This window comes from Lacinutrix sp. MEBiC02404 (genome assembly GCF_053601575.1).
In genome coordinates this window covers 153,198-176,937 of sequence record NZ_JBSHNV010000146.1, presented here as the reverse complement: position 1 = coordinate 176,937, position 23,740 = coordinate 153,198, and the positions used below count along the sequence as shown (strand labels likewise).

Sequence of the window (23,740 nt, the reverse complement as noted above, 5' to 3'; positions counted from 1 at the left end):
ACTATAAATATTCTTGGTATTGCATCACTCTAAAATCAAACGTGTTAAATGTAGAATCACTAGCTTTAAGGTGCTTATACAAAGGCATACTCCCAATAGCTCTATTAGCAGATCCCGAAGAAGAAGTAAGCGAAACGGTTTTTATTACTCGCTCCTTTTTTCCAGATTCCTTAGCTATACTAGGAATGACAAATTGATGCACTCTTGGTACTTCATTAGAAACCAATTCTAATTTTATATGCTGTTCTTTTATGTGTTTTCGGAAGAAATACTCTGGGCCATTTTTACTATTTCCGCCAATAAATAATAGCGTTTCAATGTTTGGATGCTTTTTTATATAATCGATTACATTCCGAAGTTTTATATTTTGCATTCCTAAATCGGAAGCATCTATTTTCTCCCGTTCTGCACTAGCTACAATATCGCAAACGCCAATTTGATGTTTTATAAGAAATGCTTTGCGTTCGTCTATTGCTTCTTGTGAATTATCATAACGTAAATTCAAATTATGGATTTTATCGATATATAACCACAAGGAATTGTAATAACTGCCATAGCAGAAATTAACATCTTTTTCTAAAAGTTCTCCAACACTAAACCTTGGCGGAGGAAGTGTACCAACAATTAATTTCTTAGTGTCTTTTTGTATAAATGGTTTATATGGATGTTTATGAAGAAACACGTTTATCTTTTTATTTTATTCCCAATTTTCTTACCAATAATATACGCCACAATAATAGCTAGTAAAATGATTATAATATTAAAAAAAACATAAAGTGTATATAGAAAAATATTTTCTTTAGACTGAAAACAAAAACTAGACATAAAACAAATCTCTGAAGACTCCTCTACCATAAATGTTAGAGAAAAACTAGAAATTAAAACAACCAGTAAGCTAATAACAATGTATTGCGATGTTGAAACTTGTTTTTTCTTAATACCAGTTGGTTTAAAAACATTGCGTTCTGCTTCGGTACGTTTGTTATTTTGCAAGGACCAAACTACTTTTTTTTCTTCCGTACTCATTTTATTTATCTTATAAATACTAACTATTTTCTATACATCTTAATTCGCTACACGAGAAAAGAAATAAGGAACCAGCAATTAATTTCAAACAAAAACTTATAAAGTTTTTAATAATTTAGCCACTTCACTAATTGTTGCTTTATAGATTTTTTTATTCATTTTCGTCATGTGTTCCGATTCGATACTTATTTCATTTAATATCTCTTTAGCATCTTCTGTTTTGTTTTTAGCCATTAAAAATTTTGCCAAAACTAAACGCTCATCGTAGTTAGAATAACGAACATCGATAGCTCGTAATTGTGTTTCTGCTTCGGCTATTCTTTCTAATTTCTCTAAAGCCAATCCGTAAAAAAACTGTGTTTTAGATTTTTTAAATTCGGGATGTTCTATAATCTTTTCTGAATAACGAACTACTTCGTCATAAGATTCTGTATTGTAGTAGCAAGTAATCAAACTCTTAATCACATAAAAATCATTTTGATAATCGCTGTCTAATGCTTTTTCATAATAGCTAATAGCATTTTGATACTCTTTATTTGCCAAATACGCATCTGCAAGATTTATTCTATTTTGATATGTTTCTGAAAACTCCAGTTTCTTTTCTAAATCTTTTATTTTTTTGGTAGGATTGATAAGTGTTACAATTTCATTGGTCACTTTTTCTGCATCCCGTTTATTATACACTTGCGTTATTAAATAGATAAGACATCCAATAAATGGCAAAAATATAATTAAGAATATCCAGTAGTATGGATTCCTGTTTTTAATAAGGTGATAAATACAATAGGCTTGCAAAGCGATTATTACGTAATAGTACATGGATTAATAACTGTTTATTATAAAGTGTTAAAATAGTAAAGTAAAACCTAAATGTTTTGTATTTTATTTGAAATTAGAAACCCTCTTATTTAAGAGAAATAAAAATACTATTTATGGGAAAAGGAGATAAAAAAACAAAACGCGGAAAAATAAACAGAGGTACTTTTGGAGCCAGAAGACCACGAATAAAAAAACGCATAAAACCGGAAGCTAAAATAGATATTACTAAAAAAGCAAAGGCTTAATTATCGAATAAATAGTAAGTCTTTTTCTGTAGACATCGCTTCGCTAAAACCATAACCTTCATAGTTAAAACCTTTTAAATCGGCTATAGTTTTGGCATTTGTATCTACAATATATCTAGCCATAGAACCTCTAGCTTGCTTTGCATAAAAGGAAATCACTTTATATTCGCCATTTTTTAAATCTTTAAAATTTGCAGTTATAACAGGTACTTTTAAAGCTTTTACATCTACCGCTTTAAAATACTCGTTACTAGCCAGGTTTAAGAATAGTTCGTCTGCTTCTAGTTCTTCGTTTAAAGCTTGTGTTACTTTCTTTTTCCAGAATTCGTATAGATTTTTGTTTTTACCAATAGGCATTTTTGTGCCCATTTCTAGTCGGTAGGCCTGCATTAAATCTAATGGTTTTAAAACACCATATAATCCAGAAAGAATACGAACGGTATCTTGTAAAGTATCTAATTTTTCTGTCGGAATTGTATTTGCATTTAAACCTTTATATACATCGCCTGAAAAAGTATATACTGCTGGTCTTGCATTTTCTTTTGTAAATGGCAAGTTCCATTCTTGATTACGCTCATAATTTAGTTGTCCTAAATTATCGGAAATATGCATTAACGTTGATAAGCTTTTTGCAGATTTCTTTTTCAATAGTTTATTTAAGCGATCTGCTTCGGTTAAGAAGTGCGCTTCCGTGCTTTTTGTTGTTGGCAATTGGGTTTCAAAATCTAAGGACTTTGCTGGAGATAGTACTAGTTTCATAACATTTCTGTCTTTCGACTGCGCTCAAGATAAACTTCAGCAGGAATCTCATTTAAGGTTAATAATTTCTTCTTCTTTATGTTCATTTTGCCTTGATGAAAACCCTTCGTCTACGCTCAGGATAAACCAAGCCAAAAGATCACAATCAAAATCAGGGAATTGCTAAAGCATCATTCTCTTTCGAGATTTCGTGCTTGAAGCTGCGCTTCGCATCTACATCTCTTCGCTCATTATTTCTGAATTTTGATGTTTTCCGACTATGTCGGAATTTCAAGTACGCTAATAATACAATTAATTATCTAATAACTCAATTACAAATTTACAACTTACTTCTTTCCTTTTTAAATATGCAAACTGAAATATTCTATGCGTGTATAAATGTTTACTATGAAAACAAATCTGCGTTAAGGATTGCAGTGGCATCCTTTTTTGTGTCCGTTCGAGTGATGCGACCATAGGAGCATTGTATCGAGAACACGAAAAAAAAGATATAACGGAAAGCCTGACATTTTTTTCCTGCGAGGTTTTAAAAACCTTGTAGGTATAAAAAATGGAACGCCCAACTTCACCTAAGTTCCGTTGGGCAATCCTACATTTCATTAATGATCTACATGCTTCGAATAATGTCTCCACTTTTCGATACATAGTTGAATGTCTTCTGGGATTTCAGACTCAAAACGCATGAACTCTTCCGTTTTTGGGTGTATAAAACCAAGTGTCTTTGCGTGCAGTGCTTGTCTTGGTAAAATTTTAAAACAGTTATCTACAAATTGTTTGTATTTGGTAAATGTGGTTCCTTTTAAAATCAGGTTTCCACCATAACGCTCATCGTTAAAAAGCGTGTGACCAATATGTTTCATGTGCACACGAATTTGGTGCGTTCTACCGGTTTCTAATTTACAAGCAACCATAGTAATATAGCCTAAACGCTCGATGACTTTGTAATGTGTTACGGCTGGTTTTCCGTTTCCTTCTTCATCATCCAGATAGACCGTATTTTGTAATCTATTTTTTTGATGTCTACCAATATTACCTTCGATGGTTCCTTCGTCTTCATCCATATTTCCCCAAACTAATGCTACGTATTCGCGTTCGCTCGTTTTTTTGGCAAATTGGCTAGAAAGGTGCGCCATGGCTTCTTCGGTTTTGGCAACTACTAGAAGTCCGCTAGTATCTTTATCAATTCGATGTACTAATCCTGGACGTTCACTAGAGTTATTTGGCAGATTGTCAAATCTGTAAATAAGTGCATTTATAAGTGTTCCAGAATAATTACCATGACCGGGATGTACCACCATTCCAGCTGGTTTGTTTACTACAAGCAGTTCATCATCTTCATAAACTACATCTAATGGAATATCTTCACCAACCAATAAGTTTTCAAAAGGTGGATGCTCGAACATGACACGAATTTCATCGGAAGGTTTTACTTTATAGCTGGATTTTACAGCTTCGTCATTCACAAAAATGTTTCCGTTTTTGGCTGCTGTTTGAATTTTGTTACGAATGGCATTTTCTATGCGATTCATTAAATATTTATCGATTCGTAAAGGCGCTTGTCCTTTATCTACAGTAAATGCATGATGCTCATAAAGAGAATCTTTTTCGTTTTGGCTTTCTGGTGTGTAATCTTCTATCATTATTCGTTTTGTCTTTCGACGGTTCTTAAGATAAACGTAATCGATTATCTTGTAATCATTGGATTTATTTTAGACTATGGTCGTTTTCCGTTTCCTAAAACGACATCTATTTTAGAAGTTTTTGGCAGTAAGTCTCCTGCATTTATTTTTTTTCCTTCAAAACTTAGTCGTACCACTTCGTCTGTACCTAAATAATCAATATACGTTATTTTTCCGATAGTAAAACCTAAGGCTTCTAACATTGGTTTTGCTTGTCGGAAAGTACGTTCTCTTAAATCTGGAACTTGTATTTTTCTATAACCAGAAGGGTTTAATGTTAAGTAAATCTTTCGGTCTTCTTTTACTTTTTCACCAGATGGCGGGTCTTGATCTATTACCGAAAATTTAGGATATTTCGGATTGTAATTTGCCGAATCTTGAATTTGCATTACCAAATTATTCTCTTTTAGCTCTATTTCTGCTACTGCAATAGATTTTCCTTTTAATTCTGGAACGGTTTCAAAATTGCCATGATTAGTAGTATAGCTCAACCATCTTAACATAAGAAAAGTCAGTACTGCTATAGCTATAAATGCTAACACTAGTTGTTTTAAAAACGTTTTACTGGTAATAAATTTAACAATGCTCATGATCTTATTTTAGATAGGCAAATATATAAAAACAGAACTGTTTTTACTTTTGATTAATTAATGATATTTTAGCTTAACGATTATTTTCATCGTTTGTTATTAATATGAAGAAAAACATTGCCATTATAATGGGAGGATATTCTAGCGAATATGAGATCTCTTTAAAAAGCGGAAACGTTGTCTATGAACTACTTGACGCTAAAAAATACAACGTTTACAGGGTACACATTTTTAAAAATAAATGGGTTTATGTAGATGCCAACAATAGTGAATTTGCCATAGATAAAAATGATTTTTCGGTGACTATTGCCGACAAAAAAACAACTTTTGACTGTGTTTTTAATGCAATTCATGGTTCCCCAGGTGAAGATGGCTACATGCAAGCGTACTTTAAACTACTTAATTTACCACAAACTAGTTGTGATATGTACCAAGCTAGCGTAACATTTAATAAACGAGATTGCTTGAGTATTTTAAAGCCTTACGGAATTAAAACCGCGGAAAGCTTTTATATAAATCTTGGAGATACAATTGATGAAGATGCTATTGTAAAAAAAGTAGACTTGCCTTGTTTTGTAAAAGCGAATAAAGCAGGAAGTAGCTTTGGTATTACCAAAGTGTATAAAAAAGAAGATTTACAAAATGCCATTGATGTTGCTTTTAAAGAAGATGATGAGATTATTGTAGAATCTTTTTTAGATGGAACGGAAGTTTCTGTTGGTGTAATCACCTATAAAGGCGAAACCAAAGTACTACCTATTACAGAAATTGTATCTAACAATGATTTTTTTGATTATAAGGCGAAGTATTTAGGCGAATCGCAAGAGATTACTCCTGCCAGATTAACTGAAGAACAAGAGGAAAAAGTAAATACGATTGCAAAAAAGGTTTACGAAATCTTAAAAATGAAAGGTTTTAGCCGAAGCGAATTTATTTTTAAAGATGGTGAACCTCATCTTTTAGAAGTAAATACGGTTCCTGGGTTAACCAGACAAAGTATTTTACCACAACAAGCAGCTGTTGCAGGAATAACACTTCCTGAGTTATTCGACAACGCGATTGTGGAAGCATTAAAGTAGTACGCAATGTACAGCAACACTAAACAGATAATAAATTATTATATTTGATAATAGAGATTCCCACGAAAGTGGGAATTAAAAATAAATTTTCAATGAAAAGAGCACTTTTTCCAGGATCCTTCGACCCAATAACACTAGGACATTATGACATCATCAAACGTGGTGTAAAACTTTTTGATGAAGTTATTGTTGCTATCGGCGTAAACTCAGAAAAAAAATATATGTTTTCTTTAGAAGAGAGAAAGCGTTTTTTAGAAGAATCTTTTAAAGACGAACCTAAAGTAAAAGTGGTAACCTATAAAGGTTTAACCATCGATTTTTGCAAAGTGGTAAAAGCTCAATTTATATTACGTGGCTTAAGAAACCCTGCCGACTTTGAATTTGAAAAAGCAATTGCACATACCAATAGAAAACTATCTAAAATAGAAACTGTTTTCCTTTTAACTGCTGCAAGAACCTCTTACATAAGTTCTAGTATTGTTAGAGAAGTGATACGAAACGATGGCGATTATACTGTTTTAGTTCCAGATAGTGTTAGAGTAAAACTATAAGGATATACTTTTTTGATATATAGCATCATGTAGCGTTGCAACAAAGTCTGAGGTATTAAAAGGTTTTAATACATAACCATTCATATCTTGTTGCTTAATTTTTCCTTCTACATCCTCTATCGACGCTGCTGTTAAAGCAACAATAGGTATTTCTGTATTAAATTCTCTTATACGTTTTGTGGTTTCATAACCATCTAATTTTGGCATATGCAAATCCATTAAGATACAATCAAACTTTTCTTTTTCAATCAATGCGATAGCCTTTATCCCAGAATCTACAGTTATAGATTTAATTTTTAAATGATCCAGCACTTTCCTAGTTACTAGTTGATTGATTTTATTATCATCCACAATTAAAATCCGCTTTCCTTCAAGAGCTTCTAATTGCATTGGAAATAAATCATCTAAACGATTCGTTTCTTCACTTTTATTAAATATCAAATCAAAATAGAAAGTACTCCCTTTTCCTTCTTCGCTTTCTATTTTTATCTCGCTTCCCATTGCTTTTAATATCTCTTTCACGATAGACAATCCCAATCCGGTTCCTCTATATGACTTTTCTATTTTAGCATGTTCTTGGTAGAAGTTCTTAAACACTAAGCCTTGTTTTTCTTTTGCGATACCAAGACCTGTATCTATTACTTCAAAATGAATTTTTACATCCTGATCACTCTCTTTAACCTTTTTAACGCTTACCGTAATTTCCCCATTATTGGTGAATTTTATCGCATTAGAAATCAGATTAATAAAGATCTGGGTTAACTTTAAAGAATCGCTAAAAAGTTTTTCTGGGATGGTATCATCATAATCTAAAAAAATCACATTGTTACTTTCACGTAATGCAAACTCAATACTATCAATAGTACTAGATAAAATATCTTTTAGACAGAATTTGGATTGTTCAATTTTAATGGTTTGTGAATCCATTTTATTAAGTTCTAAAACATTGTTAATTAAGGATAACAATTGATTTCCAGAAAACTGAAGAGATTCCAAATATTCTTTATGTTCGACATTAAGATCTTCCTTTTGTAATAGACTAGACAACTCAATAACTGCGTATAAAGGTGTTCTTAGCTCATGGCTAATTTCTGAATAAAAATCACTTTTAACTTTAGATAAATTTTCTGCAACATCTCGAGCTATTTGTAATTCTCTATTCTTTTTTATAGTCCAATAAGTCGCTAAAACTAACAGTGCTATTAAGATACTAAGAAGCACCATAAATCGGTTAGATTTCACCAATTGCGCTTCTTTAATATTTTTTTCTTTTGTTAGATAGCTTAGTTTCTCCTCACTCTCCTTTATTTTATATCTTGCTTCTATGGTTTTAGCCAGAGACATATTATTCAACTTATTTATAGAATCCTTAATTTCCAGGTATTTATCCATCATATGAAGAGCTTGTTCGTAATTTTCATCCTCTTTATACAACTTTGTTTTTTTTCTATATATTTCTTCTTTACTATGTAAATACTTTTCGCTATTAGCTAAATCTATTGCTTTTTGAAAATAGATTTCAGAGGCATCAAAACGTTTTAATTTATGATATGCATACGCATAACTCAAATAAATTTCGCCAAAAATATGATCACTTTTTTCGTCTAAGCCTAGTTCTTTGGAAGCGTACATCGCTTGATCTAAATACGCTAAACCTTCTTTATAATTATTAGAATACTCTATTAAGTTTTTACCAACATTAACTTTTGGATAAATTAAATATCTATGAGGCTTAGCTAGTTTTGCAATATCAACCGCTTGTTTATATGCTTTATTGGCTTCTTCAACCATACCAAAATCTTCATAAGTCACGCCAATATCATTATATATCAAAACAATACTTAATGTATCTTTTGTTTTGATAAAGTAATCGCGTGCTTTAAAAGAATATTCAAAAGCTTTGTCTTTATCCTTTAATTCGGCATAAGAATATGCTAGGCCATTAAGGGCTTTTCCTATGAGCTCGTATCTTTTTGAACCTTCTATATATTCTAAAGTTTGCTTAGCTACATGTATCGCTTTACCGTATTCTCCCTTATTATTTAAGTCGTTTACATATAGGAGCACACTATTGATAGAATCAACTTCTTTATCGCGAATTTCTTGGGATTGCAGAAATGAAGGCGTAGTTATAAGAAGTATAACTACAAAAACCAAACGTGTCATAGGTTAAATTTAGGGAATATAATAATGCAAACGTAAAACATTTTAACGTGAAAAAACACACTTAATCGATAAAAATCAAATTAAACAACGTTTGAATACACTTAAAACTTATATTCAGAAAGAGGTTTTGGGAAATCTTCTGGGTTTGCTGCTAGGTGATATCTAGGATCCTCTATATCTTCCACAACTACATCTCTAAACTTAGGACTCGACTTGTATAATAATATTTTACAATCTTCACTTAAATGTTTCAGCTTGATGCTCTTTCCTTCCGCTTCATATTTCCCTACTAAATTAAAAATAGCTTCAATTGCAGAATGATCACTTATACGAGATTCTACAAAATCTATTTCTACTTTTTCAGGATCGCTTTTCACATCAAACTTATCATTAAAGGCTTGAATACTTCCGAAAAATAAAGGTCCCCAAATTTCGTAAACCTTAGTACCATCTTCTCTTATGCGTTTTCTCGCTCTAATTTTCTTAGCATTTTCCCAAGCAAAAACTAAAGCGGAAATGATTACACCTACAAATACTGCAACTGCTAAATCCACAAATACGGTTACTAAAGACACTGTAATTAACACAATAGCATCGGCCATTGGTATTTTCTTTAATATTCTAAAACTGGACCATGCAAAGGTTTCAATAACCATCATAAACATTACACCTACTAAAGCAGCAATTGGCACCATTTCTATTAACTTATCTGCAAATAGGATAAAAGATAATAAAGTAACGGCCATCATGATTCCGGATAATCTTCCGCGTCCGCCAGCATTTACATTAATTACGGTTTGACCAATCATACCACAACCTCCAGTCCCTCCAAATAAACCAGAAACAATATTTCCTGCTCCTTGTGCAACGCATTCTCTGTTTCCGTTTCCTCTAGTTTCTGTTAATTCATCTACTAGATTCATAGTCATTAAAGATTCTATTAACCCAACCGAAGCTGCTAAAAACGCAGGTAAAGCGATAAATTTCAAGGTATCTAAATTAAATGGCAACTTCTCCCAAAGCTCCATATTTGGTGTTGGAAACTCTCCTTTTAAACCGGTTCCTCCTCCTTCAATAATATAAGACCCTACTGTTGAAACATCCATATTGAAACCAATAACAATTAAACTAGTAACTAAAATGGCTGTTAATGCTGCAGGCAATTTTTTGGTAATTTTAGGTAAACCCCAAATGATTCCCATAGTTAATAACACTAATCCTATCATAACATATAGCTCCGATCCTTGCATATAAGTACCTACATATTCTTTTACACCGGCATCTGAAACCTCCATTGATTTATGCGAAAACATTTTTACTTGCGCCATAAAAATCACAATCGACAAACCATTTACAAAGCCCATCATTACTGGATGCGGAATTAAACGCACAAAGCGTCCAAGCTTAAAAACACCCGCTAGAATTTGTATTAAACCCATTAAAACAACACAAGCCATAAGGTAGAAAAAACCCATATTTTCAATTGGCGCATCAAACAACATCCCTTTTGTATGTCCGTCTGCTATCATACTAACAAAAATTACGGCAACTGCTCCTGCTGCTCCAGATATTAAACCTGGTCTTCCTCCAAAAATAGCGGTAATTAAACCAATAATAAATGCACCAGACAATGCCATTAAAGGATCTATTTGCGCAACAAATGCAAATGCAACCACTTCTGGAATCATAGCTAAAGACACCGTTATTCCGGCTAATACATCATCCTTTGCATTTGGCACTATTTTTCTTATAAACTCTGTCATTTCTTTATTTTTGAAGCAGCAAAAGTACTGTTAATTAACAGAAAGGCAAGTGCATATTACTATATTTGTGGTTCAACAATCTACTAAAACGTTTGAAGATGAAGAAAATATTTTTCTTATTCCTATTAATTACAGCTTGTAAAACGGAGAAAAGCAAGCCGGATTTTGATTTTACTACTGTTTTTGAAAAAAGTGAAGGCACAGAAACAGCAACGTACTTGGAAGTAATAAATTACTATTCGCAATTAGCAGAAACGTATCCTGAAATTTCAATGGAAGCGATAGGAGAAACAGATTCGGGAGAACCTTTACATATGGTTATATTAAACCCTGAAAATAATTTTAATTTTTCAGAAATCAGAAAAAACAAACGCATTCTTTTCATAAATAATGGGATTCATCCAGGAGAATCGGATGGTATTGATGCTACTATACTATTATTTAGAGATATTGTTCAAGGAAAAATAGACACTCCCAAAAACACGGTTTTAGTTACGATTCCTGTTTATAATGTTGGTGGAAGTTTAAATAGAAACGCCACTACTAGAACCAACCAAAACGGACCAAAAGAATATGGTTTTAGAGGAAACGCTAGAAACTACGACTTAAACAGAGACTTTATAAAGAGTGACACCAAAAATGCAAGAACCTTTGCACAAATATTTCATCGTGTGCAACCAGATGTTTTTATAGATAACCATGTAAGTAATGGGGCCGATTACCAATATACATTGACGCATTTATTCACACAACACAATAAACTAGGTGGTGCTTTAGGGAATTATCTGCATACCGAAATGATGCCAAAACTAGAAAAAAAGCTTTCCGAAAAAAAATGGGATATTACACCTTATGTAAATGTTTTCAATCAAGTTCCAGAAAAAGGCTTTAGTCAGTTTATGGATTCGCCAAGATATTCCACAGGCTATACCACCTTGTTTAATACTTTAGGAATGATGGTAGAAACGCATATGCTAAAACCATACAAACAAAGAGTAGAAGGAACATATGAGTTACTAAAAAGCATGTTAGAAATTACGGAAGCGGATGGTGACAAAATTAAAACGCTTCGTACCAACATTCACCAAAAATTCATAACAAATGAAACGTATCCGCTCAACTGGGAAGTAGACACTACAAAAACATCGACTTTAAAATTCAAAGGTTTTGAAGGCAATCGTATACCTAGTGATGTTACTGGAAAAGAACGCTTAAAATTTGACAGAAGCAAACCCTTTACAAAAGAAGTAACCTATCAAAATTACTTTAAACCAAAAGATAGTGTTACCATTCCAAGTGCTTATATCATTCCGAAAGGTTGGTGGCACGTAATGGATTTGTTAAAACTAAATCAAGTAGAAATAACGGAATTAAAAAACGACACCGTTATAGAAGTAGAATCTTATAAAATGGATACTTTTGAAACTAGAAAATCACCGTATGAAGGGCATTATCAACATTATAATACAACTGTGAAATCTTCGGTAAAAAATGTAACCTTCAGAAAAGGCGATTATATAATTAATACCAATCAGAATGCTTTACGTTATTTAATAGAAACTTTAGAACCACAAGCGCCAGATTCCTTTTTTAATTGGAATTTCTTCGATACGATTCTTCAGCAAAAAGAAGGTTTCTCACCTTATGTATGGGAAGACAAAGCGAAAGCGCTTTTAGCAAGCAACCCTAAACTTCAAATAGCATTCAACGTAAAAAAATCGTATAATAAAGACTTTGCAAATAATTGGTATGCGCAATTGGATTGGCTACATAAACAGAGTAAAAACTATGAAAAAGCACACTTACAATATCCAGTTTATAGACTAAAATAGAAGGAGTTAAAAGAATTAAAAATATTTTTATGCTTTTGTAAAACCAATTGAAAAATAATTTAATTTTGTTTAAAATCTATATCGCGATTATCGCTTTTAATGAACAAATACATTGTTGTCAATCAACCAGAAAAATGGAATTTTTCGATTGAGAATATTACAGTAATTTCCTCGCAAGAGTATCTTACTAACCCTAAATTCTCCCTTTTAAAAAAGGCTAGAATATTTAACCTTTGCAAAGACTATTCGTACCAATCTAAAGGATATTATGTATCTCTTTTAGCAGAAGCCAGAGGACATTTAGCAATTCCTACGGTTAAAAACATTGTAGATTTAAAGAATTTAAAGCTAGTCCGAATTGTTTCGGATGAGTTTGATGATGTTATTCAGCAAAGTTTAAAAAACATTAAATCTCGCGAGTTTACTTTAAGTATTTATTTCGGACAAAACGTTGCTCAAAAATACAAGGAGTTAAGCGGCTTATTTTACAAGCATTTTCAGGTTCCGTTTTTACGTGTGAATTTTAATCATAACACGAAATGGAATATTCAAAGTATCAAGGCTATTTCAGAATCTGAAATTCCCGAAGAACATTTAGAAAGTGTGCATGAATTTGCGAATCAGTATTTTGCAAAAAAACGCTATGACACGCCAAAGCTGACCAAATCGGATTTCGATTTAGCCATTCTAGTAAACCCTAATGATCCTGCGCCACCAAGTAATGCCAAAGCCATAAAAAAGTTTATTGATATTGCTGAAAAAATGAATATTTATGCAGAAGTCATTGAACCTAAAGATCTTTCGCGTTTATCCTCTTTTGATGCATTATTTATTCGTCAGAGTACAGAAGTAAACAATGAAGCTTATGCTTTTGCTCGAAAAGCGCAACAAGAAGGTATTGCTATTATTGATTATCCGGATGCCATATTAAAATGCTGCAATAAAGTATATATGGCAGAAGCTCTAAATAATGCGAATATTGACACACCAAAAACCATCATTGTTCATAAAGACAATAGAGATCAAGTAATACAAGAAGTTGGTTTGCCCTGTGTTTTAAAAGCACCGGATTCTACTTTTTCATTTGGAGTAAAAAAAGCAAAAACAGAAGCAGAATATCATACTTTGGTTAATGAAATGCTTAAAGAATCCGACCTTATTATTGCCCAAGAATTTTGCCCTTCCGATTACGATTGGCGCATTGGTATTATAGACGACAAACCGTTTTTTGCATGTAAATATTATATGGCAAAAGGACATTGGCAAATATATAATTGGAAAGCTACCCAAAAAAAGGATCAAGATGGTGATGCAGATTGCTTACCAATAGAAGAAGTACCAAAAAAGGTTTTAGATATGGCTTTAAAATCGGCAAGACTAATTGGTAAAGGATTATATGGCATTGATATTAAAGTAGTAAATAACAAACCAATGGTTATTGAAATTAACGATAACCCAAATATTGATTTTGGTGTCGAAGATCTGCATTATGGCGATTTGGTGTACACCGAAATTCTTTCCGCATTTAAAAGCAGACTCCTTTAATCATGAGTAAAAGATACCATTTGTTCGAAGTTTTTGGAATAGAATTAGAATACATGCTAATTAACAATAGTAGCTTTAAAGTGGCTCCTATTGTAGACACCTTATTAACCAAAAAAGCGGGGAAACTTGCTGCAGATATTGATAACGGAAAAATTGCTTGGAGCAATGAATTGGTTGCACACGTTATTGAATTAAAAACCAATGGACCAACTGCAGATTTAAATTCATTATCTAGTCTGTTTCATAACAATGTTATGGAAATCAACCAGCTTTTAAAAGCCGAAAACGCACAACTATTGCCAACCGCTTGTCATCCTTTAATGAATCCATTAACAGACACGCAACTTTGGAAACATAGTTACAGCGAAGTGTACGAGCTTTATAATCGCATTTTTAATTGTAAAGGTCATGGTTGGAGTAATGTGCAAAGTACACATATAAATCTTCCTTTTTACGATGATAAAGAGTTTGAAAAACTGCATGCTGCCATACGAATCCTTTTACCATTAATTCCTGGTTTAAGCGCAAGTTCACCTATTTTAGAAGGAAAAAATACAGGTTTTAAAGATACCCGTTTAGAATACTATAAAACCAACCAAAAGGAAATCCCCGAAATGACAGGTCTAGTAATTCCGGAACGTGTTTTTAGTAAAGTAGATTATTATGCTACTATTTTTGAACCGATAAAAAGAGCGATAAGACCACATGATACCAATAAAATTTTAGATTATCATTTTTTAAACTCTCGTGGTGCCATTGCTAGGTTTGATAGAAATGCAATTGAAATCCGCTTGGTAGACATTCAAGAAAGTCCGAAAGCAGACATTGCCATTTGCGTACTAATCATTGAAGTTTTAAAACTGTTCGTAAACAAAAAACTAGGTTCTTTACCGCATCAAAAAAAATGGTTAAAACAAGATCTATTTGCAATTTTAAATCCTATTATTAAAGATGGTGAAACCTATACCATTTCTAATCTTGAATATTTAGAATTGTTTCAATTAGAAGATAGCACAACCGTTCAAAATATTTGGAAGCACCTTTATGAAATTGCAAAACCTAATATAGATGCATCGCATTATGAAGCATTAGATATTATTTTAAAAGAAGGTACTTTAGCAACGAGAATATTAAAATCGGTAAACGAAGATTATTCCCAAGAGAACATCAAAAAAGTATATTATAATCTAGGATCCTGCTTACAGGAGAATGCCATGTTTGTTCCATGAAACTCTTACTAACTTGTGAGCATGGCGGAAATAAAATTCCGATGCAATATCAATCGCATTTTACTAATCACGAAGCGATTTTAAACTCCCATCGCGGTTATGATTTAGGAGCATTAGATGTCTTTAATCATTTGAAATCTCTAGCTGATTTTTCCGAATACAGCGAAACCAGTCGTCTATTAATTGAATTAAACCGAAGTCTACATCATAAAAATTTGTTTTCCGAATTTTCGAAGCAACTTTCAGAAAACGAAAAAGAGAAACTTATTTCTCGTTATTATTTAGAATATAGAGAAGGATTAGAAGCTGTGCTTGCAAAGCTGTTAAAACCAAATAAAAAAGTCGTGCATATTTCTGTGCATTCCTTCACTCCTATTTTAAATGACAAAAAAAGAGATTGTGATATTGGATTATTATATGATTCTAGAATTGCTTCAGAAAAAGCATTCAGCAAAAATTTAAAAAAAGAAATATTAAAATTAGATAATACACTAAACGTAAGATTTAACTATCCTTATTTAGGAAAGGCAGACGGATTTACAACACATTTGCGCAAGCAGTTTCACAAAAACTATATAGGTATTGAACTAGAAATAAATCAGAAATTTACTACAAGTAACAAAATGGATTCTAAATTAAAAGCGGTACTTTTTGCAGCAATCAAAAATAGCATTATTAAACCAATAGCTTAATATTAGCATAGCTATTCTCTAAGGCTTTTTTGCTTTGCTCAGTATCTAACCATTCCACTTTAGTGATACCTTCATTTTCTTGAGGGTATAAATGGCCTTTAAAACTAGTTTTCATTTCAAACCAATAAGTAATCTTAATTCTGTTCTTACCGTTACGCTTAAAAATATGATAGGTAGTTTGCAAAGGTTTCCCTATTTTCAATCCAGCAACACCAGTTTCTTCTGCAACTTCACGCACAGCTGTTTCTTCGATGGTTTCATGTTTCTCCGCTTTTCCTTTCGGTAAATCCCACTTATCATTTCTATAAATAAACAGAATTTCGCCCGCATCATTAAAAACTTTTCCGCCACCAGCAACCACATTTGGTAACAGTTTCAAAAACTTTTTAAGCAGTTTTTCAGGCTTTTTATGTATCAGTCTAACTTCTTTTAAGGAAGTAGTCTGGAGTTCTTTTATTACCTTACCAATATCCACAGAGTCAAGTAAATAGTTTTTAAAACCAGATTCTTTTTCTACAATATTAGTTAGTACTATAGGTTTATCGCTTACAAAAACTTGATACATTATATTCGTTTCATTTAGTTTTGTAAAAATATCATTTTTTTGCACAAAACAAATAGCATTAAAATTAAATTTATATGTAGTTTTGTAACTATGATTTTTAACAAAGACACAGCCAAAAAAACCGCAGAAGTTTTATTGCAAATTAATGCTATAAAACTTAGTCCGAAAGAACCATTCACTTGGGCTTCGGGATGGAAATCTCCTATTTACTGCGACAACAGAATCATTTTATCCTTTCCTCCAATACGAAATTACATTCGTGAAACGATGGCAAAACATATTGAATTGGAATATGGTAAACCAGATGTAATTGCTGGGGTTGCCACAGGTGCCATTGGTATTGGGATGTTAGTTGCTGAATATTTAGGACTCCCTTTTGTTTATGTAAGACCAGAAGCGAAATCTCATGGAAGACAAAACCAAATTGAAGGATTTCTAGAATCTGGTCAAAACGTGGTGGTGGTTGAAGATTTAATTAGCACAGGAAAAAGCAGTTTAAATGCAGTAAGAGCTCTAAAAGAAGCTCGTGTAAATGTGAAAGGAATGGTAGCTATTTTTTCTTATGGTTTTGCCGTTGCAGAACAAAACTTTAAAGAAGAAAACATTACTTTAAATACTTTAAGCAACTACGAAAACCTACTAGAGCAAGCATTAGACACAAAATATATTACAGAAAAAGAGTTACAAACTTTATTAGAATGGAATGCAAATCCTAGCGAATGGAACGCTTTTTGAAGTAACACAAATATTGTTATATTGTAAACACAATAAACAACTAAACTAATAACAACATACAATACAATGAATTTACAATCTCCAAAAGCAACCATTCAAAAATCTGCACAAGAAACCTTTGATTTTTTATGCGACGTAAAAAACTTTGAAAGTTTAATGCCAGAAAATATTAGCAAATTTGAAGTTTTAGGTGAAGACAAATTTCTTTTTGCTTTAAAAGGTATGCCAGAAATTATTCTAAAAAAGAAAGAAACGATAGCTCCTAACAAAATTGTTTTAGGTGCAGCAGGTGGAAAATTAGACTTTTCTTTAACTGCAAATATTATAGCAATTACAGAAAACTCAAGCGAAGTACAATTAGCTTTTGCTGGTGAGTTTAATGCCATGATGGGAATGATGATAAAAAAGCCCATTAGCAAATTTATTGAAACTTTGGCTGCAAATATGCCAGAAGCTGTTTAGTACAATAGTTTAATTTCTTTTAAATCGTATTCTTTTAAAATGTTATCTTCTAAAAGTACTTGAAGGTTTCCGTTTTGAGAAACAGATTGTATAATACCAGAAAACATTTCACCTTCTATGTCTTTAAACGTAGAAGGTTTCTTTTTTCTAAACAAGTATTTTTCATAAGTTGTTTTCAATTCTTCTAGACTTCCGTTTTCTAAAATGGAAAAGTAATACTTCAGATTTTCCATAAAGTCAAATAAGATTTCGTCTACATTAAAAACCCTTCCAGTTAGCAGTTGTAAAGACGAAGCTTGAGGTAAAGTTTGAAAATTAGTTTGGTTTACATTGATACCAATTCCTATAATAGAATCTTTAAATCTATTCTGTTTAATGCTGTTTTCAATTAAAACACCGCAAATCTTTTTGTTTTCTGACAAAATGTCGTTAGGCCATTTAATACTTAATTTAGGAATTTTATGTGCTTGTAAAGTCTTAATAATAGCAAGTGAAACCGTTATACTTATATAAAAATGCTGATCAAAATTTAAAAACGAAACATCCTTGAACACACTACACATAAGGTTTTCACCAGAATTAGCAGACCACAAAGTCCCCATTTGCCCACGTCCATTTGTTTGGTAATCTGTCTGTACAATAGTATAATCCACAACTGCCTCTTCGCTACTTAATTCTTTTAAAAAAGTATTCGTGGAGTTGATGGCATTAAGTTTGATTATACGCATTATATTAGTGCTTTTAAATCTTATATATTTTTAACACTATAAAGAACTAAAAAAATAATAACTTTGCACAAATTTAATTGATATTAATGACAAAAAAACAAACAAATCCAGACGAGCTAATCACTGGGATTTTAGCTGGAATTGAAGATGTAAAAGGACAAAACATAAACATTCTAGATTTACGAGAAATAGAAAATACGGTTTGTGACTATTTTATAATTTGTGAAGGTACTTCTAACACCCAAGTAAGTGCTATTGTTAATTCTGTACAGAAAAAAGTTAGCAAAGATTTAAAAGATAAGCCTTGGCATATTGAAGGTTTAGATAATGCGGAATGGGTTTTAATGGATTATGTAAACGTTGTTGTTCACGTATTTCAAAAACACATTAGAGAGTATTATGACATTGAAAGTCTTTGGGGAGACGCAAAAACTACAGTTATAGAATCTAACTATTAAACAAATTAATGGCAAACGAAAAAAACACAAATAGCAAAAAACCTAAATTTAATTATTATTGGATTTATGGTGGCGTAATAGCCATTTTTATTGCAATGCAATTTTTAAACGGAAGTGGTTTACAAGACGCTAAAACAATTACTCCATCACAATTTTTTGAATACGCAAAAGATAATGAGGTTGCAAAAGTTGAAATAATAAATAGACACGAAGCAAACGTTTATTTAACTAAAGAGGCGCAAGACAAAGAAACACACAAAAAATCTAAACCTTCTAGTTTTATACCTAGTTCTACAAAATTACCAAATTACAGTTTTGAAATTGGTGATTTACAAAACTTTGAAAATGACCTTAAGGCAATTGGTAAATACGATATTTTAAGTAATAAAACGGTTTCTAATGCTTGGGGAGATTTAATCATTGGCTTAATACCTTTTGTACTTTTAATTGGTGTTTGGGTATTTATTATGCGACGCATGTCTGGAGGTTCTGGTGGTGGCGCTGGTGGCCAAATATTCAATATTGGTAAATCTAAAGCCAAGCTTTTTGATGAAAATACAGAAGTAAAAACATCGTTTAAAGATGTTGCTGGTTTAGAAGGAGCAAAAGAAGAAGTTCAAGAAATTGTAGACTTCTTAAAAAGCCCAGAAAAATATACTTCACTTGGTGGTAAAATACCAAAAGGAGCCTTACTAGTAGGACCTCCAGGAACCGGAAAAACCTTATTAGCAAAAGCCGTAGCTGGAGAGGCTAAAGTACCTTTCTTTTCTCTATCTGGATCTGACTTTGTAGAAATGTTTGTAGGTGTTGGTGCTTCTCGTGTTAGAGATTTATTTAAACAAGCCAAAGAAAAATCACCAGCAATTATTTTTATTGATGAAATAGATGCTATTGGTCGTGCAAGAGGTAAAAATGCTATGTCTGGAAGTAATGACGAGCGTGAAAACACTTTAAACCAATTACTAACAGAAATGGATGGTTTTGGTACAAATACCAATGTAATCGTAATTGCTGCAACCAATAGAGCAGATATTCTAGATAAAGCTTTAATGCGTGCTGGACGTTTTGATAGACAAATTTTCGTAGACTTACCAAACTTAACGGAAAGACGTGCCATTTTTGATGTGCATTTAAGACCACTTAAAAAGGTTGAAGGATTAGATATAGACTTTTTAGCAAAACAAACACCAGGATTTTCTGGAGCAGACATTGCCAACCTATGTAATGAAGCGGCATTAATAGCTGCTAGAACAAACAAAAAAGCAGTAGAGAAACAAGATTTCTTAGATGCTGTAGATAGAATTGTTGGTGGTCTAGAAAGAAGAAGTAATCTTTTTTCTGTAGAAGAAAAGAAAACTATTGCATACCACGAAGCTGGTCACGCAGCGGTAAGTTGGTTTTTAGAACATGCAGATCCATTAGTAAAAGTAACTATTGTACCTAGAGGAAGATCTTTAGGAGCCGCTTGGTACTTACCGCAAGAAGCATATATTACTAGAACAGAAAAGTTTCTAGACGAAATATGTGTTACTATGGGAGGACGTGCTGCCGAAAAAATAATCTTTAATCAAATATCCACTGGTGCTTTAAGCGATTTAGAAAACGTAACTAAAAAAGCAAAAGCAATGGTTATGATATATGGATTAAACGAAAAAGTAGGAAACATTACCTATTACGATCCTGCAGGAGAAGGCGGATTTGTAAAACCATATAGCGAAAAAACAGCAGAGCTAATAGATAGTGAGATTAAAAACATTATTGAAACACAATTTCAACGTGCATTAGATTTATTAGAATCTAAAAGAGATGTACTTGATAAATTAGCAAATAGACTGATAGAAAGAGAAGTTATTTTTAAAGATGATTTAGAAGAACTTTTAGGAAAACGACCTTTTGACACGGAAAAAGAACCTATTTTAGATAAGTAATTTTTTCTAAATAAAATGTTAACATTAATTTAAAATCTTAAATTAGCCCATTGGTTAGTTTAAGATTTTTTATCTTTGAAAAACGCCATAGCTAAAGCATAATCAGCTATAATTTAAATGAGCCTTTTTAGAAAAATTTTTGGTTCCAAATCTGATACATCGGAGGAAGAATTACAATCGGACAAACGTGGCAAATACATGCCAGAAATAAAGCTACCAATAGATGAAAAGTTTACTATAAACTTTAAATCTAATGGCGGAAAGTTCTTGTATTGTGAAAATTTAAACGAAGTTTTTGATTGTATGCAGCATATTCTTAGTGAAAATAATTGGCAAGAAGCTAGCGCATTTATACTAGATGAAAATTTAAAAGATAAATTCTCTAATTCTAATTTAAAAGTTACCAAAAAAATTTCGGAAGCAGAATATATGCTTACCACTTGTGAAAATCTAATTGCAGATGATGGTTCTTTACTTATTTCCTCTAACCAAATTGCGGAAAAAAAGTTAAATGAATTACCCGATAACTTTATAATTTTCTCTACTACAAGTCAAATTGTAGAAAATATAGGAGAAGGTTTAAAAGGAATTAAAAAGAAAAACTTACAAAGAATTCCTACAAATATTACTACCATTAAGCACTTTAAATCTTGCGATGAAAAAGACTTCTTAACCTATGGAAGTAGTTCAAAAAACCTATATTTGCTGCTTTTAGAAGACCTTTAAGATGAAATGTAACAATATGCATGTACTACTTGTAGACAAAAACGGTAAAGACATTGCATCTGTCCTTTAAAAAAAACCAAAACCAACAGATGAAAGACATTGCTATTCGCGCATTTTCAGGATTAATTTATGTACTACTACTAGTCCTTTCTTTGTATAATAAACATGCATTAATCCTTCTATTTTTTGTTTTCGGCCTTATTTGTTTAGCAGAGTTTAAAAAGCTAATTCGGTTAAAAGGGTTTATTTCTTATATTATTTTTACCATCCTCTATTTTATTTTTGGCTATTGGCAACTAGTAATGCAATCTTCTGTAGGACTAGACGAAGCCACACAAATACTACAAGTAATCACTATTTTTGTTCTTTTATTTTTAATTAAAGATTTATTTTCAGAAAAAAAAATCCCTCTTTTTATCTCTAAAAGATTTACACTTACCACCTTTTATATTTCGAGTGCATTTGTATTTCTAATACTTATAGCCAATTACTTCACGGTATATAATCCTAATATTCTACTAGGTTGTTTCATATTAGTTTGGGTTAATGACACTTTTGCTTACTTAGTTGGATCGCGTTTTGGAAAACAAAAGCTTTTCCCTAGTATTTCACCTAAAAAGACGGTTGAAGGCTTTCTTGGAGGTTTATTATTTGCATGTATTTCTAGTTATTTTATTGCGGAATACACCCATACATTAACATTCACATACTGGTTAATTCTAAGTATAATAGTTAGCGTATTTGGTACTTTAGGAGATTTAATAGAGTCTAAATTTAAACGTCAAGCCAAAGTAAAAGATAGTGGTGTAATTATGCCAGGACATGGCGGATTGCTAGATAGGTTTGATAGTATTATATTTGCGGCTCCTTTTATTTATTTATTTTTAAGAATTATACATTATGTTTCATAAAGAAGGTTATAAAATCATAACAATTGCATTTATACTTGTAGTTGTTTCCTGTTTGTTAATAGATACGCTTGTTAGCATTAATTGGCTTCAAATAGTATTATTTACTATAGTTGGTGTATTCTTATATTTAATACTTCAGTTTTTTAGAAACCCAAAAAGAAACACTGTAAGTAATGACAATAACGTAGTTTCCCCTGTAGATGGTAAAGTGGTTGTTATTGAAGAAGTTTTTGAAAAAGAATATTTTAATGAAAAGAGATTACAAGTAAGCGTTTTTATGTCGCCATTAAATGTGCACGTAACGCGCTATCCTATTAATGGAAAAGTAGTTTTTAGTAAATATCATCCTGGTAAATTTCTAGTAGCCTGGCATCCAAAGTCTAGTGAAGAAAATGAACGAACTACGGTAGTTGTAGAAAACACTTCTTACGGTAAAGTATTATACAGACAAGTTGCTGGGGCATTAGCGAAACGTATTGTAAATTATGCGAAAGAAGGAGATGCTGCAATTCAAGGTAGCGACTCTGGTTTTATTAAATTTGGTTCGAGAGTAGATTTATATTTACCTTTAGATACTAAAATTAAAGTTTCACTGAACCAAAAAGTTCGTGGTGGTGAAAGTATTATAGCAGAAAAATAATGACTTCTGAAGAATTAGACATAACGTTTAGAGATGCTGTTGCAAGAATAAATGCGCATGAAGAGCCTTTTCCTGCCGATCTCTTGTTACGTCTATATGCATACTATAAAAAATCTACGAACGACTACAGTAGACCAAGTAGTAAGAAGGAAATAATAAATGCGTTTAAAACAAATGCTTTATTTCAAATTCAAAAGATTACCCAAGACGAAGCGAAACAAACATACATAGACTTGGTAAACAACTACTTTTTGTATAGAAAATGATAGCTACAGATTTCTTGCTAGAAATGCCTGCATTAGTTGGCATTATTTTTATTCTAACAGGAATCATCATGCAGCTATTTCCTCCAAAAAAAATCAATCCTCTTTATGGTTATAGAACTAGAAATTCTATGAAAAACCAGAATAATTGGGATTTTACCCAAAAATACGCTGCAAAACTATTAACTATAATTGGCGTTGTTCTTTTGCTACTTTCGACTTTAAATATTTTCTTTAATATTCAGGGAAATTTAGAAAAAATAATTAGTGCTATTTTAATACTTGGAGCTGTTATCTTTTTACTTATTAAAACAGAAGCCAAGCTTAAAGGTTTATAGGAGTCTCTTTT

General features: G+C 32.0%; 26 protein-coding genes. 16 read left to right on the top strand and 10 right to left on the bottom strand.

Annotated features, from left to right (window positions below; genetic code table 11):
• Position 1: 1 nt before the first annotated feature.
• From ACVCXO_RS06210 to ACVCXO_RS06200, 3 genes are all read right to left on the bottom strand, one after another.
• Entirely contained in the window at positions 2–682 is a 681-nt protein-coding gene (locus ACVCXO_RS06210) for a uracil-DNA glycosylase family protein (protein WP_452228723.1), read from the bottom strand.
• Positions 683–684: 2 nt separating this feature from the next.
• Positions 685–1,026, bottom strand: a complete 342-nt coding sequence (locus ACVCXO_RS06205; RefSeq protein WP_452228722.1) for a hypothetical protein — start codon at positions 1,024–1,026, stop codon at positions 685–687.
• Between the two features lie 96 nt (positions 1,027–1,122).
• Entirely contained in the window at positions 1,123–1,845 is a 723-nt protein-coding gene (locus tag ACVCXO_RS06200) for a hypothetical protein (RefSeq protein WP_452228721.1), read from the bottom strand.
• 113 nt (positions 1,846–1,958) lie between these two features.
• On the opposite strand from ACVCXO_RS06200, the gene ACVCXO_RS06195 reads away from it, so the two are divergent.
• Positions 1,959–2,090 carry a 30S ribosomal protein THX gene (locus tag ACVCXO_RS06195; RefSeq protein WP_452228720.1) on the top strand — a complete coding sequence of 44 codons (132 nt, stop codon included), beginning with the start codon at positions 1,959–1,961 and terminating at the stop codon, positions 2,088–2,090.
• Here ACVCXO_RS06195 and yaaA read toward each other — a convergent pair whose 3' ends face one another.
• The 3 genes from yaaA to ACVCXO_RS06180 all read right to left on the bottom strand — a co-directional run bounded on the left by yaaA (position 2,091) and on the right by ACVCXO_RS06180 (position 5,118).
• The gene (gene yaaA / locus ACVCXO_RS06190) at positions 2,091–2,849 is read right to left on the bottom strand and encodes a peroxide stress protein YaaA (RefSeq protein WP_452228719.1); all 759 of its coding nucleotides are present in this window, start codon (positions 2,847–2,849) and stop codon (positions 2,091–2,093) included. It abuts the gene before it with no gap.
• Positions 2,850–3,448: 599 nt separating this feature from the next.
• Complete coding sequence (locus ACVCXO_RS06185; protein ID WP_452228718.1) at positions 3,449–4,489, bottom strand: RluA family pseudouridine synthase; 1,041 nt, start codon at positions 4,487–4,489, stop codon at positions 3,449–3,451.
• 74 nt (positions 4,490–4,563) lie between these two features.
• Positions 4,564–5,118 carry a PASTA domain-containing protein gene (locus ACVCXO_RS06180; RefSeq protein WP_452228717.1) on the bottom strand — a complete coding sequence of 185 codons (555 nt, stop codon included), beginning with the start codon at positions 5,116–5,118 and terminating at the stop codon, positions 4,564–4,566.
• 104 nt (positions 5,119–5,222) lie between these two features.
• Between ACVCXO_RS06180 and ACVCXO_RS06175 the strand changes: the two genes are divergently transcribed.
• Both ACVCXO_RS06175 and coaD read left to right on the top strand, forming a co-directional pair.
• Positions 5,223–6,197 carry a D-alanine--D-alanine ligase gene (locus ACVCXO_RS06175; protein WP_452228716.1) on the top strand — a complete coding sequence of 325 codons (975 nt, stop codon included), beginning with the start codon at positions 5,223–5,225 and terminating at the stop codon, positions 6,195–6,197.
• Between the two features lie 92 nt (positions 6,198–6,289).
• On the top strand, positions 6,290–6,748 hold the full coding sequence (gene coaD / locus ACVCXO_RS06170; protein ID WP_452228715.1) for a pantetheine-phosphate adenylyltransferase: 459 nt from the start codon (positions 6,290–6,292) through the stop codon (positions 6,746–6,748).
• On the opposite strand, the gene ACVCXO_RS06165 is transcribed toward coaD, so the two are convergent.
• A complete protein-coding gene (locus tag ACVCXO_RS06165) occupies positions 6,743–8,914 on the bottom strand; it encodes an ATP-binding protein (RefSeq protein WP_452228714.1) in 2,172 nt (723 codons plus the stop codon). The two genes, coaD and ACVCXO_RS06165, sit on opposite strands and share 6 nt — an antisense overlap.
• Before the next feature lie 101 nt (positions 8,915–9,015).
• Complete coding sequence (locus tag ACVCXO_RS06160) at positions 9,016–10,677, bottom strand: SulP family inorganic anion transporter (RefSeq protein WP_452228713.1); 1,662 nt, start codon at positions 10,675–10,677, stop codon at positions 9,016–9,018.
• A 98-nt stretch (positions 10,678–10,775) separates the two neighbouring features.
• Between ACVCXO_RS06160 and ACVCXO_RS06155 the strand changes: the two genes are divergently transcribed.
• From ACVCXO_RS06155 to ACVCXO_RS06140, 4 genes are all read left to right on the top strand, one after another.
• Positions 10,776–12,509, top strand: coding sequence for a M14 family metallopeptidase (locus tag ACVCXO_RS06155; RefSeq protein ID WP_452228712.1), 1,734 nt, complete (start codon positions 10,776–10,778; stop codon positions 12,507–12,509).
• A 99-nt stretch (positions 12,510–12,608) separates the two neighbouring features.
• A complete protein-coding gene (locus ACVCXO_RS06150) occupies positions 12,609–14,054 on the top strand; it encodes a RimK family protein (RefSeq protein ID WP_452228711.1) in 1,446 nt (481 codons plus the stop codon).
• A gap of 2 nt (positions 14,055–14,056) precedes the next feature.
• The gene (locus tag ACVCXO_RS06145; RefSeq protein WP_452228710.1) at positions 14,057–15,283 is read left to right on the top strand and encodes a glutamate-cysteine ligase family protein; all 1,227 of its coding nucleotides are present in this window, start codon (positions 14,057–14,059) and stop codon (positions 15,281–15,283) included.
• A complete protein-coding gene (locus tag ACVCXO_RS06140; protein ID WP_452228709.1) occupies positions 15,280–15,975 on the top strand; it encodes an N-formylglutamate amidohydrolase in 696 nt (231 codons plus the stop codon). The genes ACVCXO_RS06145 and ACVCXO_RS06140 overlap by 4 nt, the downstream gene beginning before the upstream one ends.
• Here the strand turns inward: ACVCXO_RS06140 and ACVCXO_RS06135 are convergent.
• A complete protein-coding gene (locus ACVCXO_RS06135; protein ID WP_452228708.1) occupies positions 15,959–16,540 on the bottom strand; it encodes an NUDIX hydrolase in 582 nt (193 codons plus the stop codon). The genes ACVCXO_RS06140 and ACVCXO_RS06135 overlap by 17 nt on opposite strands.
• 90 nt (positions 16,541–16,630) lie before the next feature.
• On the opposite strand from ACVCXO_RS06135, the gene pyrE reads away from it, so the two are divergent.
• Together pyrE and ACVCXO_RS06125 are read left to right on the top strand one after the other, a co-directional pair.
• Entirely contained in the window at positions 16,631–17,275 is a 645-nt protein-coding gene (gene pyrE / locus ACVCXO_RS06130; protein WP_452228707.1) for an orotate phosphoribosyltransferase, read from the top strand.
• 66 nt (positions 17,276–17,341) lie between these two features.
• Positions 17,342–17,737: an SRPBCC family protein gene (locus tag ACVCXO_RS06125; protein WP_452228706.1), complete on the top strand. Its 396-nt coding sequence runs from the start codon at positions 17,342–17,344 to the stop codon at positions 17,735–17,737.
• Here ACVCXO_RS06125 and ACVCXO_RS06120 read toward each other — a convergent pair.
• Entirely contained in the window at positions 17,734–18,465 is a 732-nt protein-coding gene (locus ACVCXO_RS06120) for a biotin--[acetyl-CoA-carboxylase] ligase (RefSeq protein WP_452228705.1), read from the bottom strand. The two genes, ACVCXO_RS06125 and ACVCXO_RS06120, sit on opposite strands and share 4 nt — an antisense overlap.
• A gap of 86 nt (positions 18,466–18,551) precedes the next feature.
• Here ACVCXO_RS06120 and rsfS point away from each other — a divergent pair, with 86 nt between their 5' ends.
• The 7 genes from rsfS to ACVCXO_RS06085 all read left to right on the top strand — a co-directional run bounded on the left by rsfS (position 18,552) and on the right by ACVCXO_RS06085 (position 23,729).
• Positions 18,552–18,923, top strand: coding sequence for a ribosome silencing factor (rsfS, locus tag ACVCXO_RS06115; protein WP_452228704.1), 372 nt, complete (start codon positions 18,552–18,554; stop codon positions 18,921–18,923).
• A gap of 8 nt (positions 18,924–18,931) precedes the next feature.
• Positions 18,932–20,851, top strand: coding sequence for an ATP-dependent zinc metalloprotease FtsH (gene ftsH / locus ACVCXO_RS06110; RefSeq protein ID WP_452228703.1), 1,920 nt, complete (start codon positions 18,932–18,934; stop codon positions 20,849–20,851).
• A 117-nt stretch (positions 20,852–20,968) separates the two neighbouring features.
• Entirely contained in the window at positions 20,969–21,577 is a 609-nt protein-coding gene (locus ACVCXO_RS06105) for an LUD domain-containing protein (RefSeq protein ID WP_452228702.1), read from the top strand.
• Between the two features lie 89 nt (positions 21,578–21,666).
• Positions 21,667–22,488, top strand: a complete 822-nt coding sequence (locus ACVCXO_RS06100) for a phosphatidate cytidylyltransferase (RefSeq protein ID WP_452228701.1) — start codon at positions 21,667–21,669, stop codon at positions 22,486–22,488.
• Positions 22,478–23,128, top strand: a complete 651-nt coding sequence (locus tag ACVCXO_RS06095) for a phosphatidylserine decarboxylase family protein (protein ID WP_452228700.1) — start codon at positions 22,478–22,480, stop codon at positions 23,126–23,128. The genes ACVCXO_RS06100 and ACVCXO_RS06095 overlap by 11 nt, the downstream gene beginning before the upstream one ends.
• Complete coding sequence (locus tag ACVCXO_RS06090) at positions 23,128–23,394, top strand: acyl-CoA-binding protein (protein ID WP_452228699.1); 267 nt, start codon at positions 23,128–23,130, stop codon at positions 23,392–23,394. Before ACVCXO_RS06095 ends, ACVCXO_RS06090 begins: the two co-directional genes overlap by 1 nt.
• A complete protein-coding gene (locus ACVCXO_RS06085; protein ID WP_452228698.1) occupies positions 23,391–23,729 on the top strand; it encodes an SdpI family protein in 339 nt (112 codons plus the stop codon). The genes ACVCXO_RS06090 and ACVCXO_RS06085 overlap by 4 nt, the downstream gene beginning before the upstream one ends.
• Positions 23,730–23,740: the final 11 nt, after the last annotated feature.

Bases quoted from the DNA above. Each gene is read 5' to 3' on its own strand.
- ACVCXO_RS06090 (WP_452228699.1), top strand. From the start codon at position 23,128: ATGACTTCTGAAGAATTAGACATAACGTTTAGAGATGCTGTTGCAAGA.
- ACVCXO_RS06100 (WP_452228701.1), top strand. From the start codon at position 21,667: ATGAAAGACATTGCTATTCGCGCATTTTCAGGATTAATTTATGTACTA.
- ACVCXO_RS06175 (WP_452228716.1), top strand. From the start codon at position 5,223: ATGAAGAAAAACATTGCCATTATAATGGGAGGATATTCTAGCGAATAT.
- ACVCXO_RS06185 (WP_452228718.1), bottom strand. From the start codon at position 4,489: ATGATAGAAGATTACACACCAGAAAGCCAAAACGAAAAAGATTCTCTT.
- ACVCXO_RS06165 (WP_452228714.1), bottom strand. From the start codon at position 8,914: ATGACACGTTTGGTTTTTGTAGTTATACTTCTTATAACTACGCCTTCA.
- pyrE (WP_452228707.1), top strand. From the start codon at position 16,631: ATGATTTTTAACAAAGACACAGCCAAAAAAACCGCAGAAGTTTTATTG.
- ACVCXO_RS06085 (WP_452228698.1), top strand. From the start codon at position 23,391: ATGATAGCTACAGATTTCTTGCTAGAAATGCCTGCATTAGTTGGCATT.
- ACVCXO_RS06195 (WP_452228720.1), top strand. From the start codon at position 1,959: ATGGGAAAAGGAGATAAAAAAACAAAACGCGGAAAAATAAACAGAGGT.
- ACVCXO_RS06135 (WP_452228708.1), bottom strand. From the start codon at position 16,540: ATGTATCAAGTTTTTGTAAGCGATAAACCTATAGTACTAACTAATATT.
- ACVCXO_RS06155 (WP_452228712.1), top strand. From the start codon at position 10,776: ATGAAGAAAATATTTTTCTTATTCCTATTAATTACAGCTTGTAAAACG.
- ACVCXO_RS06120 (WP_452228705.1), bottom strand. From the start codon at position 18,465: ATGCGTATAATCAAACTTAATGCCATCAACTCCACGAATACTTTTTTA.
- ACVCXO_RS06140 (WP_452228709.1), top strand. From the start codon at position 15,280: ATGAAACTCTTACTAACTTGTGAGCATGGCGGAAATAAAATTCCGATG.
- ACVCXO_RS06150 (WP_452228711.1), top strand. From the start codon at position 12,609: ATGAACAAATACATTGTTGTCAATCAACCAGAAAAATGGAATTTTTCG.
- ACVCXO_RS06125 (WP_452228706.1), top strand. From the start codon at position 17,342: ATGAATTTACAATCTCCAAAAGCAACCATTCAAAAATCTGCACAAGAA.
- ftsH (WP_452228703.1), top strand. From the start codon at position 18,932: ATGGCAAACGAAAAAAACACAAATAGCAAAAAACCTAAATTTAATTAT.
- yaaA (WP_452228719.1), bottom strand. From the start codon at position 2,849: ATGAAACTAGTACTATCTCCAGCAAAGTCCTTAGATTTTGAAACCCAA.
- ACVCXO_RS06105 (WP_452228702.1), top strand. From the start codon at position 20,969: ATGAGCCTTTTTAGAAAAATTTTTGGTTCCAAATCTGATACATCGGAG.
- coaD (WP_452228715.1), top strand. From the start codon at position 6,290: ATGAAAAGAGCACTTTTTCCAGGATCCTTCGACCCAATAACACTAGGA.
- ACVCXO_RS06180 (WP_452228717.1), bottom strand. From the start codon at position 5,118: ATGAGCATTGTTAAATTTATTACCAGTAAAACGTTTTTAAAACAACTA.
- ACVCXO_RS06145 (WP_452228710.1), top strand. From the start codon at position 14,057: ATGAGTAAAAGATACCATTTGTTCGAAGTTTTTGGAATAGAATTAGAA.
- rsfS (WP_452228704.1), top strand. From the start codon at position 18,552: ATGACAAAAAAACAAACAAATCCAGACGAGCTAATCACTGGGATTTTA.
- ACVCXO_RS06205 (WP_452228722.1), bottom strand. From the start codon at position 1,026: ATGAGTACGGAAGAAAAAAAAGTAGTTTGGTCCTTGCAAAATAACAAA.
- ACVCXO_RS06095 (WP_452228700.1), top strand. From the start codon at position 22,478: ATGTTTCATAAAGAAGGTTATAAAATCATAACAATTGCATTTATACTT.
- ACVCXO_RS06160 (WP_452228713.1), bottom strand. From the start codon at position 10,677: ATGACAGAGTTTATAAGAAAAATAGTGCCAAATGCAAAGGATGATGTA.
- ACVCXO_RS06200 (WP_452228721.1), bottom strand. From the start codon at position 1,845: ATGTACTATTACGTAATAATCGCTTTGCAAGCCTATTGTATTTATCAC.